Origin of the sequence: Desulfogranum japonicum DSM 18378 (genome assembly GCF_000429945.1) — a bacterium.
GTDB lineage: Bacteria > Desulfobacterota > Desulfobulbia > Desulfobulbales > Desulfobulbaceae > Desulfogranum > Desulfogranum japonicum.
On sequence record NZ_AUCV01000001.1, the window covers coordinates 131,607 to 147,191 of the forward strand.

At 44.9% G+C, this 15,585-nt stretch carries 10 protein-coding genes and 1 riboswitch; of the genes, 2 read left to right on the top strand and 8 right to left on the bottom strand.

Translation table 11 applies throughout. The features are described from left to right. Positions 1–15: 15 nt before the first annotated feature. The 6 genes from G493_RS0100590 to G493_RS0100615 all read right to left on the bottom strand — a co-directional run bounded on the left by G493_RS0100590 (position 16) and on the right by G493_RS0100615 (position 7,664). On the bottom strand, positions 16–693 hold the full coding sequence (locus G493_RS0100590) for a hypothetical protein (protein ID WP_028578800.1): 678 nt from the start codon (positions 691–693) through the stop codon (positions 16–18). A 74-nt stretch (positions 694–767) separates the two neighbouring features. Continuing rightward, positions 768–2,381, bottom strand: coding sequence for a formylglycine-generating enzyme family protein (locus tag G493_RS0100595; protein WP_051308903.1), 1,614 nt, complete (start codon positions 2,379–2,381; stop codon positions 768–770). 860 nt (positions 2,382–3,241) lie between these two features. After that, positions 3,242–5,191, bottom strand: a complete 1,950-nt coding sequence (locus G493_RS27175) for a 5'-nucleotidase C-terminal domain-containing protein (protein ID WP_051308904.1) — start codon at positions 5,189–5,191, stop codon at positions 3,242–3,244. A 34-nt stretch (positions 5,192–5,225) separates the two neighbouring features. Then, entirely contained in the window at positions 5,226–5,816 is a 591-nt protein-coding gene (locus G493_RS0100605; RefSeq protein WP_161629770.1) for a cohesin domain-containing protein, read from the bottom strand. Between the two features lie 94 nt (positions 5,817–5,910). Next, positions 5,911–5,990: riboswitch (cyclic di-GMP riboswitch) on the bottom strand. Positions 5,991–6,245: 255 nt separating this feature from the next. After that, complete coding sequence (gene lepB / locus G493_RS0100610; protein WP_051308905.1) at positions 6,246–6,944, bottom strand: signal peptidase I; 699 nt, start codon at positions 6,942–6,944, stop codon at positions 6,246–6,248. Between the two features lie 204 nt (positions 6,945–7,148). After that, a complete protein-coding gene (locus G493_RS0100615; protein WP_028578804.1) occupies positions 7,149–7,664 on the bottom strand; it encodes a TFIIB-type zinc ribbon-containing protein in 516 nt (171 codons plus the stop codon). 744 nt (positions 7,665–8,408) lie between these two features. Between G493_RS0100615 and G493_RS27180 the strand changes: the two genes are divergently transcribed. Further along, complete coding sequence (locus G493_RS27180) at positions 8,409–10,121, top strand: methyl-accepting chemotaxis protein (RefSeq protein WP_084813352.1); 1,713 nt, start codon at positions 8,409–8,411, stop codon at positions 10,119–10,121. A gap of 42 nt (positions 10,122–10,163) precedes the next feature. Then, positions 10,164–10,934 (top strand): substrate-binding periplasmic protein, encoded by a 771-nt coding sequence (locus G493_RS0100625; protein WP_028578805.1) that lies wholly within the window; start codon positions 10,164–10,166, stop codon positions 10,932–10,934. A gap of 439 nt (positions 10,935–11,373) precedes the next feature. On the opposite strand, the gene hdrA2 is transcribed toward G493_RS0100625, so the two are convergent. Both hdrA2 and G493_RS0100640 read right to left on the bottom strand, forming a co-directional pair. After that, the gene (hdrA2, locus tag G493_RS27185) at positions 11,374–13,803 is read right to left on the bottom strand and encodes a CoB-CoM heterodisulfide reductase HdrA2 (RefSeq protein WP_084813354.1); all 2,430 of its coding nucleotides are present in this window, start codon (positions 13,801–13,803) and stop codon (positions 11,374–11,376) included. Positions 13,804–13,985: 182 nt separating this feature from the next. Next, on the bottom strand, positions 13,986–15,584 hold the full coding sequence (locus G493_RS0100640; protein WP_028578806.1) for a hydrogenase iron-sulfur subunit: 1,599 nt from the start codon (positions 15,582–15,584) through the stop codon (positions 13,986–13,988). Position 15,585: the final 1 nt, after the last annotated feature.

Here is a 15,585-nt window from a genome sequence, read left to right on the forward strand (position 1 = left end):
GCGGCAGGCCGTATTTTAAACAGCCATGCTGGAAGATAGGGAGGCCAGTTCCAGGCTGTGCTTTTCAAGCTCTTTGATATTGGCCTTAAGCGTTTCTATTTCAGCTTTGACACTTGTGGTGTAGTCGCTTTTTTGTGGCGAATTCAGATTGTTGGCCTCTGCTATCATCTGTTTTCTATTTTCCAGGTCCTTTTTGGCAACGTCCAGACTTTCATTGGTTTTTTGAGCAAGTTCATCTATTTTTTCTTTTTGGGATACCAGCTGGCTTTTTGTATTTTTATCTTTCTTGTATTGGCTTTTCAGAGTTTTATTTTCCTCTTTCAAGCTGGCTATCTGTTTTTCCAAATTTTGGTTATATTCAGCCATGGACTCATTGTTCTTCTTTGTTTCTTCTATACAGGCGTCCAACCATTGTTCTGTTGAATCATATTGATCTTTTTCATTGATAACATTGTTTGCATAGACAAGCCCACCCAGGGCACCTATACCACCGCAAATAGCTGCCCATTTGGCTGCTTCACCTGCATCTTTGGTCAGGAGTAACGCTCCACCACCACAGAGCAATGCACCGATACCGCCTCCGGCCAGAGCTCCCTCGGTGCGGGTACGGGTTGAGTCATCGGAGATGTTTGCACAACCGGAGAGGTAGGTGCACAGGAAAAGAAGGAGAATGACAGTCGTTATTTTTTGCATGATAACCTCTTTTAAAAGTGTTACTCACCCGCATTGCTTGTGGGTGTCTTTACAGCTTACTGTAGCTATTGTGATCATTGTGCGTTATTTGCCGACCAGTTCATGAGTTCCTGTTTCCAGGTGTCCATATCCAGTCTTTTCTTTTCTGCATATTCTTCCATATGCTTTTGGATAATTGGCTGGAGAAGTAGCTGGTTTTTACTGTTTGGCTTTTGGGATAAAAAGGTCTGGTATTTTTCATAGCCAACTTTTCTTGCTGATTCACTGTTGGCTGCCACAGCCTGAATGGAGTCCACATAGGAAGCTACGGCCTGGTTGAAATTTTGTAAAATCTCTGTACGTTTTTTTTCCAAAGCAGCGTTATTGGCTTTTGACAGCATGGCTTTTGCCTCGGGGGTCAGCAGGCTGTCCACCTTGGCCAGACGTTTGCCCCAGAAGGTAACCTGGAAAGCCTGTTCACTCCCAATTTTGATAAATGCAAAGGCGGTGTCTTCTTCAGCCTGTTGCACGATGAACTGAATGTCGTTGAGTGAAGTACCCAGGAGATCCAGTTGTTGCTGCACCGGTTCAGAGAGGCTTCCTGAATTTTTAAGGGTTTCCTGAAGGCGTTGCAGATAAAGTAAGGCCTCATCACCAGATACTTTGGTTTTGGTGCTGGTTGGTGCCGTTGAAACTGCAGCAGGAAGTGAACGCGCTTTTTGGTTTCTATATGATTCCCAATCGTTGGAGAGTTGTTTGCTCACTTGACGGTTGGGGAAAACCAGGGATGAAAGTACCAGGCGAAAGCCCAGGGTATTTTTTTTACTTGGGGCAAAGTTTTTTGTTTTTCTGTCTAGTGCATAAAATTCCTGTTCTGTTCGCAGCGAAGAACGTATCTGTCTGGCATCGGTTAGGTAGTGCCCTCCTTTTGCTACAAAGCCGCCGGTGCGTCCCTGGTAGTATTCAACCTGGTACAGGGTCATGGTCATTTCCGATACATTACCCAACATATCGTGTACACCAAGGGTATTGGGCTTGAGCTTGCCGATTTGCTTTATTTTATTATGTGAAGACGATGGGCCGGCAAACCATTCATATTCTGGTAGTTTGTCTTTTGGGTAGGGAATTTTTCTGTCAAACAGGGCTGCTTCAATGGCTCCACCACCTCGCGCTGCAAATTCCCATTCCTGTTCAGTGGGTAAACGAAGATATCCTGGTATTCCTCCATACGTGGGAACAGAGGCTTGGGCGGTATCGTAGAGCCACTGGTTGTATTTGTGGATGAATTCTTCAGCATTGAAATACGATATATCACGGACGGGATATGCACTTTCTTCCTGACCGGGAGGTGCAAGATCAAGGGCAAAGAGTTGTGCTTCACTGACTTCATATTTGCCGATATAGTAACACCAGTCAGTACCCGTTTCTTGTTCGACGGTAAAGGAACCACCCAAAGCCACGCCTGTTGGAGTTTCCTTATACCCACCTGAGGGATCTCCCAGCTTAAATCGTTTCCAGGCAAAAGTGCCTGTTCCTTCACCTATGCATACAGGACGGAAAACCATAACCTTTCCTTTGGGCATTGGGAGGACCAGGTCGTCGGCGAGTGGTTGTGGGTTGTCGTACTCGGTAGCTTGCGCAATAAGAGATGTGAGAAGAATTGTGGAAACGATGCCAAACAGTGGAAGGAATTTTGATGTAGGGGGCATGATTGACTTGTATATTTCAAGGCGTTTTAATGAGTAAGCTGTTTATTTCGTGTATGTTCATAACTGAGGTTAAGTCTTGAGTATAACTAAAAATTAGGGTGAACGATCCATATTTATGCATCGGCAATATGTGCGATACAGCCTGCTGAACTACATATCTTTGCAGGCAGGGCATTGAACAGAGTGATCCTGAAACAGGAACGGACCCGATGGATATACAACGTGTGTATTAAAGCACGTGGTATACAGCTGTCAGGGGACGATCTGCACGGAAACACTATCTCTGCCAGTAAAGACTACTTGTAATTCACAACAAAATAGTAACTGCTCATAGTACACCTGATTTTTCCGCGCCCAGCCGGGCTTACCTATGATCCAATACGTTGCGCCAGCCTGATTGCGAAAATCTCAGGTACCATGTGACCAGTTACACATACAGGGGAGTTTCAAGTTTATCCGTTTCCCTAGTAGTTACCAAAAATAACGATTGTAACGGACACTTGTCTGATAAAGTATACAGTCTCTGTATTGTAAAACAAAAAAAAACAGGAGATATAACAGTCTTTTTGAAAAAAGACTGTATGAGAAAAGTGGCACTATGTCAAAATAGTTCGCTGTATGAGGTGATATTTTTTGTCTGTTAAAACAAATTGTTGTCGGATGTGTTTCTTTGGGAACCTCGATGCTGACTACGTCAAGTGTCTCGTCCAAGCGTTTTGCACCTGAACAATTGTAACTACTCACAGGGAGAGGGTGATTACTCTGCAAACAGACTGGCGCAGCGTATTGAGTCAGACGTAAGCCAGGTTGATAGTGGAGAGATTGAGCGCCCTGTGAGCAGTTACAAATGAATGTTGATCTTATTTTCCGAGCAACTGAGTAAGTTGCCTGGCATCCATGATGGTTATGGTACCGTCAGCGTCAAGGTCGCATTCAGGACATTTTCCTGCGGACTGACGGAGGAAATGTTGCAGTTCAGTAAGATCATTTCTGTCGATCAGCCCATCATTGTTAATGTCGCCATGTTGTGAGAAATAATAGCTTTTTATACAATGCTCATTACCTGGAAGAGGTTCGAGTTTTTTTCCTTCTGCTGCCAGATTACCCACATAGGTCACAAAAGACATTGCATAGTCTAGGTACGTATCGATTCCAGGACCTCGTTGATCCTGAACATCCTTAAATGTGAGATAGCCGTCTTTTCCCTGACCGGTGTAGCTGTTGGTCACGATGACATACATGGTATTTTCCTGGATGAGCGTCCAGTTTTTACTGGTTCGGTCCATGATTTCCAGATTTTTTATGCGCATGTTTGCGGGATTAGACATGTTAATGTCGTAGCGTAGGCCATAGCTATAAGGAAAGGAGCCGCTTGACCCCCCATTATCATAATAGTTGGTAAGGGCATCTTCCAGGGCCTGTTTGATTTCGCTTCCTTTCATCTCGATTTCAAACAGCGTGTTGCTGAAGGGGAGCAGGGTATAGGCTGTATCATATGTTACGTCACCTGCCTGAACATTTATGCGCACACCTCCCGCATTTTGGATACAGGCATCTGCGCGCAGGCTAAGCTCATAAAATCCTTTTGCAACCAGCGGGGCGATCTCGCTGCCCAGGGGAAATTCAGCGCCACTATTGCCCAGGTAGTCTATTCCTGGAATACGAACATGGCTGAGTTCCTCGCCGGCCTGTCCGATAACCTGTGCTTTCATCACATCGACCTTGTCAGAATAGGTCTGAAGGGAGGTGGCCGCATCCGTATCTTCTTCAACAATGGCAATGTTTGTTCGGGTCTCTATGAAATTCTTAATTTCTTCTTGTTCCAGTATACTGACCTCAACTTTGTTGCCGTTTGCATCCTTGCGTTTAAACATGCTGCCGACAGGGAGCACCGCAGCGCCACTGCAGGATGTAACCTGGCCGTTATCGTCAAAAGAGACATCAAGGCTGCCAACCGCCTTGGCATACTCCCATGCCTGGGCAATGCAGACAGGGTTTCCATCCTTATCGCTCGTCTGTACAGGATAAGGATAAGAACTGCCCAGACCGAAGGCTTTCACATCTCCCATAAGAGAGTGTGAATCGCCATCAATGATGATATCAATGCCTGTAATCTTTTGTGCCAGCTCCATATCATTTTTCAAGCCATAGTGGCTGAGCAGGATGATTTTATCGATGCCGTAGTCGTTTCGGAGCAGGTCTGCATAGTACTGGGCTGTGGTCAGTTCATCCTGGAACGTGATCTCATCACTGGGGTTGGAGGAAGCCTCGGTTTTCTGCTTGACGTCAATACCGATGATTGCAACCTGCTCACTACCAATTTCTTTGATGATATATGGAGACCATTTTCCTTCGAGCACGTTTCCTGCGTCCGGGATAACATTGGCAGCAACGATATCACCATTGAGTTTATCCAGGTAATCTGCCAGGTGCTGGTCACCGTCATCGAACTCATGATTGCCGAGAACAATGGCATCCCAGTCGATCAGGTTCATCATTTCCGCAGTGGCATCTCCTTTGAAAAGGGTGTAGTACAAAGTTCCCTGGAAAGTATCACCGGCATTAAGTATGAGAGCATGTTCAACTTCTGCAACCTGTTGTTCAATAAAATTTACAGCCCTGGGTATACCGCCAAGTTCAACAAAGGTATCCTGGCCTGCCAGGGATAGCTCGAAATCCTGTTCGGCTGAGAGGTGCGAATGGATGTCATTCATGTGGATAATTCGCAGCTCCAGTGGGCCAGAGCAGGCGGAGGTCAATGTGAGCAGGACAGATGACGTTAATGCTGCGCAAAACAGTGATCGTTTCATGTAGTGTGCACTCCTTGATGGTGTATGGTGGCGTTCATCTGTTCCATTGGAAGCTCTGTCGTCGTGCCAGGCCCAAAAGACCGAAAGCAAAAAGTAGAGCCGAGGATGGCTCGGGGACTGGATTCATAATCTGAATGGACGATGTATTGATTGTAGGGACAATGGCATCCCCCTGTTCATCGCTGAAGTCCGAATACCCAATAGTCAAATCTGAATGCCCGACACTGAGTGCTTCAAAGCTCAAAGTAACCAGGGAAAAGGTTGTTGGTTGGAAAGAAAGGTCAGCAAGAAAACTGACTTCCGTTACGTTTACCGTACCCGCTGAAAGCTCTCCTCCACTCCAGTCAACTGCTTCAAAAAGTGTCAGGTCCCCCAGCGAGTTGGCCAAGGTGTAGCCGAGAAAATTCAGGCTGCTGGCGTCGTATTCAAGGTCAAAATCAAAAGCGCCCAATAACTTCCCGTCACCACCATACATGATGTCTACCTCCAGGGTTTCACCAATCATAGCTTGTGGGGTTGCCACGGTGATGTCAACAGTCGGGCTTGCATGGCAGACACTGCAGGCCGTAGCAGCAAATAGCGCTGTGGTCATGATGATGAACCGTTGATCCAGTCTGTTTGGCATAGCGTATCTCCTTTTTTTGCATGCTGAACAAGAGTCTTCGGAAAAAATGAAGACCTCAAGCTGCATCAGATAGATGAGCAAGGCTGCATTTTTTCCGTGCAACCCGGCCATCCGATAGCTTTCGGACCCGTGGCTTTCCGTCCCCATTTTACAATGGGTTTGGCCATGATGAGTGTCAGCGGCATGCTACCAACAGCTGGTTATGGGGCAATCATAATGTTGTTATACCTTGGTTAGCGTCTGTTCATAAATAGTCTTTTCGCTCGATAGCTGTGCTTTCATCCTCGGAGGTCGCGAAGGCCCAAACATATAATATATGCTTGTGGTTTAACTCTATAAATGCCACGGAGTCTTCCCTTACCTGCTTTTGAACGAAAATACGCATTTATAAGCAGACACTGGTTACCCTTATGATGCGCCCTGGTGATGTTACTGCAAATTTGTGAAAAAACGATTCCAGCGAGGAGTAAAGCGGTTGTTGATATCCAGGGAACCAACCACAGCCGTTGCCTGGCCGACGATCAGATCACGATGGACAAATCCGAAATATCGTGAATCTGCGCTGTTGTCCCTGTTGTCACCCATCATGAAATATGTGGACTCTGGTACGGCTATGGGGCCAAATGAGCGAAGTGAGCGAATATCTGGAGTAATTGTTATGGGATGTGGATGCCGCGCAAGCTCTTCAATATATTGATACGTTGTAACTGACGCATCGGCATATCGCTCAATATTTGGGGGAAGGTCAGAAGAATGATATGCTATCTTTTTTCCATTGATGAGCAACTGGTTGTTTTCCATGGTTATGGTATCACCAGGGATGCCAATAACTCTTTTCACCAGCCTGGTTCCGTCAGCAGGTGAAAAAAATACAACAATATCTCCTCGTGCAGGATCATCCCAATGAGCTATGTGCAAGGTTGTGTAAGGAACTTTCAGATCATAGGCCAGTTTATTGACAAAGATGCGATCTCCCTCCAGAATCGTGGGCTTCATAGAGCCTGTGGGAACATCATTCCAATCTGCAATGGCAGATTTAAACGAGGTTGTCAGTAGCAAGGCTACCAGGAGTGAACAGCCCCAACCTTTGATAAGGGTACGTAACGTGGATGTTGCCTTGGATTTCATATGTTCCACCTCTCAAAAAAAGTGTATTAGGGTCGCGAAAAATAATAAATATCCAAAAATTGCGTAGTATATCGATGTGGTAACGTCGTCGCGTCAATGGTTCCATACTGGCAGTATTGAGACATTGACGCGACGACGTTACCGGTTTGAGAGACAAGCAAGATTGGATAATTTATTTTTTTCGTGACCCTTAAATGTAAAGGGCTATGCTTCGTTAATTTCCTGCTGTAACCAAGCAACAGCTCTTCCTTTTTCAGGATGATGCTTTAATTGTTCTGCCAGATGCAGGATGGTACTGAACAACTCTTCTCCAAGAAGTTTTTTGTTATTGTCAAGATGGGTGGCACGGTCAAGTTGCTTGCGCTGGGTTCGTTGCCATGATCGGCACCAGAAATCTGCAAGGTTTTCAATCAGGTTATGTTGAACAATTGCGTGCCACTCGCCCTGATCGAACCAGATCCCTCCGCATTTAGAGCAGCGTTCCAAGTAAAAAGGCTCGTCAACATCTATCCTGGCTCTGGTAAGAATACCATGACCTTCAGGGCATAGCCCAGTTTTATCATCGTTGGAACGATCTCCGGAAGGATCGTCCAACTCTGGCAGGTCGATGAATTTGGGGAACTGCTGCTCTGCCAGCCACATACCACCACACTGGCTGCACTTGAGTGAAGAGGCGTATTCTTTTTTAGAAAGCTCGTTGCTGCATTTTGGGCATTTCATGGTAATTGCCTGTTTTTCTATTAGTTTCCTTTTGCTTGGCCGTCTGCAATGGTTTGCTTGAGTTTATACAATAACTTAACGTGGTAAATATAAGACTGGTTAACCATAAGACAACTCATCGTTTTTTTACATGATGCCGCTGCAGGTTCTGTATTTCTTCTGCGGATGATACAGGGAGGACTTTATTGCACTTGTCGACACATCATGGGTGTCGAACGGATGTAGGGTGTAGCCGTTCTTCCAATAAAAACAGGGTGACAGATCAAAGTATAACTGGTCACAGACTTCACGGAGTCTCCGGTTGGTCCCTTACCTGTTTAAAAGCGCGCTTGTCCAAATATGAACACCTGTGATCAGTTACAGTTCGGAGGTGAATGAAACCAAAAGATACAGAGCTCATGATTATCCACATAAGTGTAGCATGATATACAATATTGTTTTTCTGGAATTGTTAAATAACGTCATTTTTTACGAATAGCTGAAGCAGCTCTTTTTCAAAAAATCCCAATTATAACCAGATAGAAAAGTGTTTTTGTCATGTAAATCGGTAACACCCCGTATCGAACTGTGAAGTATAAATATTTTGAATGTGTGCAGTGGGCTGTTAGGAATGTGTTATTTCCTGATTTCGCCTTGACATGAAAAAAATAACGATGATAGGCTACAGTATATATTTGTTAAATCGGATTGACACTAAGCGCGATGTCATATTGTTCATAAGAAGTGTGGAGACAACAAGCAGTTATGTTCAAAAGAATAATGAGTCTTTCGATATCTTCAAAAGCAGCGCTATATAATAGCGTAGTCGTCCTGTTTTTGTTGTTTTTGGTCGGCATATTTTCTGTGTATAAGCAAAATGCTCTGACATCCTATATACTTGATGCATATTCAGAAATGGTTGATCATTCCTTTCAAGACCGTGTTGATAAAGACGTAGTTGGCCTGAAAAACAGAAATAAAGTATGTGCAGAGATTGCAGCCGAAATATCGGCATCTTTTGTATATAATTTTGATGATGTTGGACTTGAAAATAGTCTGTCTGGGTTGATGTCATTTCGTGATGTTATTGCAATAGTTGTCTATGATGTTGATAAAAAAATATTTTTAGGTTTATGGAAAGATGGAGAGGATGTAAAGAAGAACAATCAAATTGATACTGATAGTCGACTTGATAAGTCTCTTGTCGTTGAAAAAGATATATTATATGGCGATGAAACTGTTGGGTATGTAAAGCTGTATTATACTGAAAAATTCTTGCAAGAAAATATATCGGTAGCAAAAGAAAATTTTAGTGAAAAACAAGAAAATTTATCTATTAAAATAATTTCAAGGATTAATAATGCAAAGTATGCTCAGTTGATTGCATTTGTATTAGTGGTTATTTCCTTGATCGTGACTATTCTCCTCACGTTACGTTACATCGTAATTAAAAGATTACACGTTATAACGAAAAACCTCAAAGATATAGCTGAGGGTGAAGGCGACCTTACCAAACGTCTTCTTGTTGGACAAAATGACGAAATTGGAGAGCTTTGCAAATGGTTTAATGTATTTGTGGAGAAAATTCAGTCTATTGTTAGCGATGTTGCTTCTGGATCAAAGGACTTGGATGGAGCGAGTGCGAATCTGGCTGAACTCTCAGGGAGTATGAAAGAAGATGCCCAGCAAACCTCTGAAAAAGCAGGTAACGTGTCAGTCTCGTCCGATGAGATGAAGGATACTATGAATGCGGTTGCTGCAGCAATGGAGGAAGCTTCCACCAATATAAATATGGTGGCCTCTGCCGCAGAGGAAATGAATGTCACTATTAGCCAGATAGCCGAGAATACTGAGCAGGCACAAAGCATTACTCATGATGCTGTATTGCAAACGAATGATGCATCAGAGCAGGTGAACAAGTTAGGTGTGGCTGCCAATGATATTGGGAAAGTTTTAGAAAGTATCACTGAGATCAGTGAGCAAGTAAATCTTTTAGCTCTCAATGCCACGATAGAGGCTGCCAGAGCTGGTGATGCAGGCAAAGGTTTTGCGGTAGTCGCCAATGAAATCAAAGAACTCGCAAAACAGACTGCAGAAGCTGCAGGTGAGATTCGAGTAAAAATTCAAGGCATCCAGGAAACAACAGCGGGAACGGTGTCTCGTATTGAACAAATAGCTATAGTTGTTGGCAAGGTGAATGAAGTGGTCACCGTTATAACCTCATCAATTGAAGAACAGTCTGCTGCTACAAGTGAAATAGCAAGTAATGTTTCTCAAGCTAGTCAGGGCGTTTTGGAAGTTAATGAAAATATTGCTCACAGTAGTCTATCTGTCAGAAAAATTTCAGATGAAATTGGAGAGGTTACAAAAGCTGCTTTGAAAATATTTGATAATAGTGCAATGGTTAATGATAATGCTTCATCGCTTACTCAATTGTCGAATCAACTTCGTGCGATGGTCGGTCGATTTAGAGTGTAGCATTGTCGTTTGTTTAAAATGGATAATAAAGGAGTGCTCTTTATGAAAAAAGCAACGTGTAAAATCACAGGTATGTTTTTTGCCATCATGGCAGTTTTCGTGAGCTATGTACAAGCTGAGACAGTGCGACTCGCAGTAGATGATGCTAATCCTCCATTTATGTACATGGATAGTTCAACAAAAAAGGCAGCAGGATTGTATCCAGAGATGGCAAAAGTTCTGTTCCGTGAAATTGGTGTAGACGTCGATGTCTCTGCATATGCATGGAAGAGAACTTTGCAGTTAAGTGAGGAGGGCCAGTTTGGTGTCATTGGGATTTATAAAAATGATAAAAGAATGCAGATCTATGACTACTCAGAGCCTATTTTTGACGAAAAAATAGTCGTCTATGCGCCGGCTGGTCAAGATTTTCCCTTTAAAGATGCAATGAGTTTAAAAGGTAAGAAGGTTGGGGTTCTTAAGGGGTGGAGCTACGGTGATGTTTTTGACAAACTCAAAGGAAGTGGTGAGCTCACAGCGGAAGAGAATAGTGCTGACGAACTTAACTTTAAAAAATTATTAGCAGGAAGGTTGGATTGTCTTCTCGCCATTGAGGAGGCAGGGGATTCACTCGTTAACAAACTTGGTGCAAGTGGTAAGGTAGTTAAGTTTGATCCTCCACTTGTTGTGAATTCAACGTATATCGTTTTTGCTAAAAAGAGTAATCAGGGTGAACTGTTGAAAAAGATAAATGCGACCGTATCTCAAATGAAAGGGGACGGATCATATAATACTATGTTGCAGGAAATTTTTTCAGCAGAGGCGAATAAGTAAATTCTATATCTTTTCTTTGCTGATTACACAGGGCTGGGTGAGCATGCATCTTTGTATCTCTCCAGCCCTTTTGTTTTTTTATGACAACTATATGCTGGCAGAGGTTAGTCGTGAGCTCATCACTCTGATGGGAAAAAGATCGAGATCCTCCATGGACCTGAGGTAACTGGCCACAGGTGCTTCATATTTGGCTAAGCGCGATTTGGAGCAGGTAAGTCTGGGAGTCTGTCGGAGAAAGCTCTTTTTCTCCATATTTGTGTTGGTTTTAGAAAATCAATGGTCAGCCTATATCCGTGCAACCGCGATCGTTCAAAGAAGTAGGCGACCAGTGGGAGATTCCGTGGAGTGTCTGTGATCAGTTATGATCTGAGAATAGGTGAAAAAAGTAACCTGCCGGGATACTGATATACCGGCAGGTTGAGATGAGAGTGAGCTAAGCTTATATATTGGTCAACAATTCGATGGTTTCTGCTATCTCCTGACCGGTTACGGTCTGTCTGATCGCTTCCATCTCTTTCATTTTTTCAGCAAAGCGGATTCCTTCGGCTGCACTGATCCACTCAAGTTGCAACCGTTCAGGGCGAATCCCCAGTTTGCTCATTTTTTTGCGAATACGGTTGACCCGTTTTTCAGTCCAGTGGTTGGCATCAATATAATGGCAGTCCCCAATGTGGCAGCCACTAACCAACACTACAGGAGCACCCTGGCGAAAGCCTTCCCAGATGAATTTTTCATCCACTCTACCAGAACACATCACGCGAACCAGATGTGCATTGGCCGGGTATTGCAAGCGGGAGACACCAGCATAGTCTGCACCTGCATAAGAGCACCAGTTACAGGCAAAAACCAGAATTTTTGAGTCAGCCGCTTTTTCCAGCATTGCATCCACTTGACCGATAATCTGCTGGTCTGTGTAGTGGTTCATGCTGATAGCGTCAAATCGGCACTCAGCAGAACAGGTTCCGCATCCGGCACATGCAGCAGAGTTAACCACTGCAGGTTGTTTGTTTTTTCTATCTACGGTTATAGCATTATACGGACAGACCTGGCCACAGATACCACATGAGGTACACTTCTCCGTAATAACCTCTGCTGTGATAGGTTCAGTGGTGATTTCGCCCTTGTGCATCAGGCGAATGGCACGTACTGCAGCTGCACTGGCCTGGGTAACACTTTCCTTGATATCCTTGGGGCCTTCTGCACATCCAGCGTAAAAGATTCCGCGGGTGGCTGCATCCACTGGTTGAAGTTTGGGATGCGCTTCAAGGTAGAATCCATCAGGTGTCAGTTGCAGGCCCATCATTTCCTGCAGGCGCTGGGTCGATGGTGCGGGTTGCATACCCTGGGCAAGTACCAGCATCTCAAGTTCATGAAACTCCAGGCTGGAGGTGGCACTGTTTTCCACCGCAATTCGCAGGCTTTTGTTTTCTGTCTCTTCCACAGAGCCAGGCAAGCCACGGATGAATTGTACCCCGAGTTTTCGGCTGCGGGTATACAGTTCTTCAAAACCTTTACCAAAGGCCCGGATATCAATATAGAACACCTTCACTTCCATATCAGGATAGTGTTCTTTGAGTACCAGGGTCGATTTGATGGTATTCATACAACAGATGTTGGAGCAGTATTCACCACCTTTACGGGAAGAACGTGAACCAACGCACTGGATGAACCCGACCGATTTGGGATGGGTTCTGTCTGTGGGGCGAACCAATGATCCCTGTGATGGACCACCGGCATTAACCAGCCGTTCGAATTCCAGACTGGTCAAGACATTCTCAAATCGTGTGTATCCATATTCATCAAGTTCTGTGGGGTCATATGGCTTCAGACCTGTGGCAACAATAATGCTGCCCACATGTTCCACAATTTCTTCGTCCGACATGTGAAAGTTAATACACTTCTTGTCGCAGACTTCAATGCATTTGGAGCAGACCGCCGGGTTATGTCCCAGGCACTCTTTGATATTTATAAGGTAGGATGAAGGTACGGCCTGGGGAAAAGGACTGTAAATTGCCTTGCGGGAGGCGAGTCCCATGTTAAATTCATCAGGTCGCACCACCGGACAGACCTTGGCGCATTCACCGCAGGCTGTGCAAGCAGTTTCATCGACATATTTTGCTCTTTTGATAATTTTAACATCAAAATTACCAACATACCCTTTTACGTCCACGACCTCACTCAAGGTCAGGAGTTTTATCCGTGGATGTCGACCGACATCCGTCATCTTAGGACCGAGTATTCAAATCGAGCAATCCATAGTCGGAAAGGTCTTGTCCAGCTGAGCCATTATTCCGCCTATGGATGGTTGTTTTTCCACTAAGGTTACGTCATAGCCGCTATCCGCCAGATCAAGGGCTGCCTGAATACCGGCAACACCACCGCCAATGATCAGCGTCTTTTTGGTCAGAGGCAGGGTTTCTTCATTGAGAGGTTGCAGGTGGCGTGCTCTTGAGATGGCCATGTCAACCAGGGTTTCCGCTTTTCGGGTGGCGTTGTCGATATCGTTCATATGCACCCAGCTGCATTGTTCACGCAGATTTGCCATTTCCATCATGTATGGATTCAAGCCGACTGACTGCACCATCTGCTTAAAGGTCGGTTCGTGTAGGCGGGGTGAACAGGAAGCGATAACAACACGGTCAAGACCGTTATCGAGGATGTCCTGTTTAATCTGTTGTTGTCCCGGTTCTGAACAGGCATAAGGGATATCCTTGGACAGTACCACGCCATCTGTATCAGCTGCACCTTCTGCAACCTGCTTACAGTTAACTGACTGAGCGATATTTAATCCACAATGGCAGACATACACACCGATTCGTGCATTATTTTCATTCCCACTGGATTTCTTGGGGACATTGGATGTTGTCATGTATATTCTCCGAATTTGAGTAAGCGATTCAAAATCTTCATGGTTGTGTGGGCGTAATCGTTTATCTGAACATTCCATGACAAACAATCACGCCGCAATTCACCAGAAGGATTCTGTATACTTACAACGCGTTTTGTAAAAAACAGTCAACAGGTCACTCTGTGAATATTTACAGGGGCTTCCTATTTCCAGGTAATGGTTTGAGCAATAACGCTAGTTAAATCAAGCATCTCTATCTGGAGTTCTTCTTCGCGAAAAGGATCCTGCATGGCGCACTGCAGATGTATTTGGCATTTCGGGCATGAGGTGATTAACAACTCCGCCCCGGTTTCCTTTGCCTGCTGAAGTCGCTTAACCTGCATGGCTTTTGAATATGAGTCGCAACCTGTCCAGGCAGTGTTTCCGCAACACATCGAACCTTTACCTGATTCGCGCATTTCCGTAAAAGTGTTTGGCTGTAAGCGAGCTAGAAGTTGGCGTGGCAGTTCCTGGCGGTCTTCGAGCCGGCAGAGACGACAGGAATCCTGGAAGGTAACGGCCTTGTCAAAAGATGTAAATTCAACAGCCCCTCGGTCAATTTCTTTTTCAAGAAAATCATAGAGGTGAACCACTTCAAAGTTGAGTTGAAATCCCATGTCAGGATAGGTGGTTTTGAAGGTCATGTAACACTCCGGGCAGGTGGTGATCATGGTCTCTATGCCCAGGCTGTTGAGTCGTTCAACATTGAGTCTTGCGACTTCTTTGAAGTGTCTCTGTTCACCTGACCACAGCAGGTCATGGCCGCAGCATCTTTCATCCCCAAGCAATCTCGGGTGTACGTCGAAGAAATTAAGCAGACGGATACTGTCAAAGAGAATTTTTTCTGTATTTACATCAATGTGCTTGCTGAAAAAAATGTCAAAATACGGAGCACACCCTCCATAAAAAAGAATATTTGAGTCAGGATCGATCTTAAGCTTTTCAGGGATATTCTGGTATCGATTGGGGGTAAGATCCGGGGACGCCATGGAGCGCATCAGAGAATGTAAAAAGCCTCCATGGGCCTCATTACCCTGGATGGTGTTCTTCTGGTACAGGTAGCGGAGTTCTTTAATAAAAGCAGGGAAATTCACTGCAGACGGACAACGTTCATAACAAAGGCCGCAAGTTAGACAGGACCAGACATTTTCCTGCACGTTGGTTTTGTACAGTTCGTTATTAATTACAGCTGTAGCGATCCCCCTTGCAGAAAAAGGTTTCCCGACCAGAGCCAGGGGACAGGCGGAAGAACACTTTCCGCAATCCTGGCACGCATGGATATCGTAAGTATTGACAAGTGCGCTCACCTCCTCACGGGGGAGATTTAGCGGGTTGGCGGGAAGTGGATTGTCCGGCAGAGTGGTAATGGCTGTTGGCCCGAGCTTCTGAATGTCGTGTAAGAAAGTTTGCAGGAACTCCAGTAACTCCTCGGACTGTTCAGGCAGAAATGTGGCAAAACGAAGGCGTTCCTGTCCAATACCCATAAGGTCAAGAATAGTTCCTGTATCCTGGGTATTTCGTATGGCTGTGGGGGTGCCGGAACCATATCGGCAGGTTCCTGGAGAGCAGCCGATCATGGCTACTCCGTCTGCGCCCTTGGCAAAGGCTCTGAGAAGCAATGCCCGGTCAACTCTGCCTGTACATGGAATACGCACCATATGCACAGCTTCTGGGATATTCTGTTTTTCATCCTGCAAACTGAGATACGCTGCGTGGGGACCCCAGTTGCAAAGAAAGAGGATTATTTTTGTTTGTTTATTCATG

Coding starts and splice junctions, on each gene's coding strand:
- G493_RS0100605 (WP_161629770.1), bottom strand. CDS start 5,816: ATGCCAAACAGACTGGATCAACGGTTCATCATCATGACCACAGCGCTA.
- G493_RS0100625 (WP_028578805.1), top strand. CDS start 10,164: ATGAAAAAAGCAACGTGTAAAATCACAGGTATGTTTTTTGCCATCATG.
- G493_RS0100640 (WP_028578806.1), bottom strand. CDS start 15,584: ATGAATAAACAAACAAAAATAATCCTCTTTCTTTGCAACTGGGGTCCC.
- G493_RS0100615 (WP_028578804.1), bottom strand. CDS start 7,664: ATGAAATGCCCAAAATGCAGCAACGAGCTTTCTAAAAAAGAATACGCC.
- G493_RS27175 (WP_051308904.1), bottom strand. CDS start 5,191: ATGAAACGATCACTGTTTTGCGCAGCATTAACGTCATCTGTCCTGCTC.
- lepB (WP_051308905.1), bottom strand. CDS start 6,944: ATGAAATCCAAGGCAACATCCACGTTACGTACCCTTATCAAAGGTTGG.
- G493_RS27180 (WP_084813352.1), top strand. CDS start 8,409: ATGTTCAAAAGAATAATGAGTCTTTCGATATCTTCAAAAGCAGCGCTA.
- G493_RS0100595 (WP_051308903.1), bottom strand. CDS start 2,381: ATGCCCCCTACATCAAAATTCCTTCCACTGTTTGGCATCGTTTCCACA.
- G493_RS0100590 (WP_028578800.1), bottom strand. CDS start 693: ATGCAAAAAATAACGACTGTCATTCTCCTTCTTTTCCTGTGCACCTAC.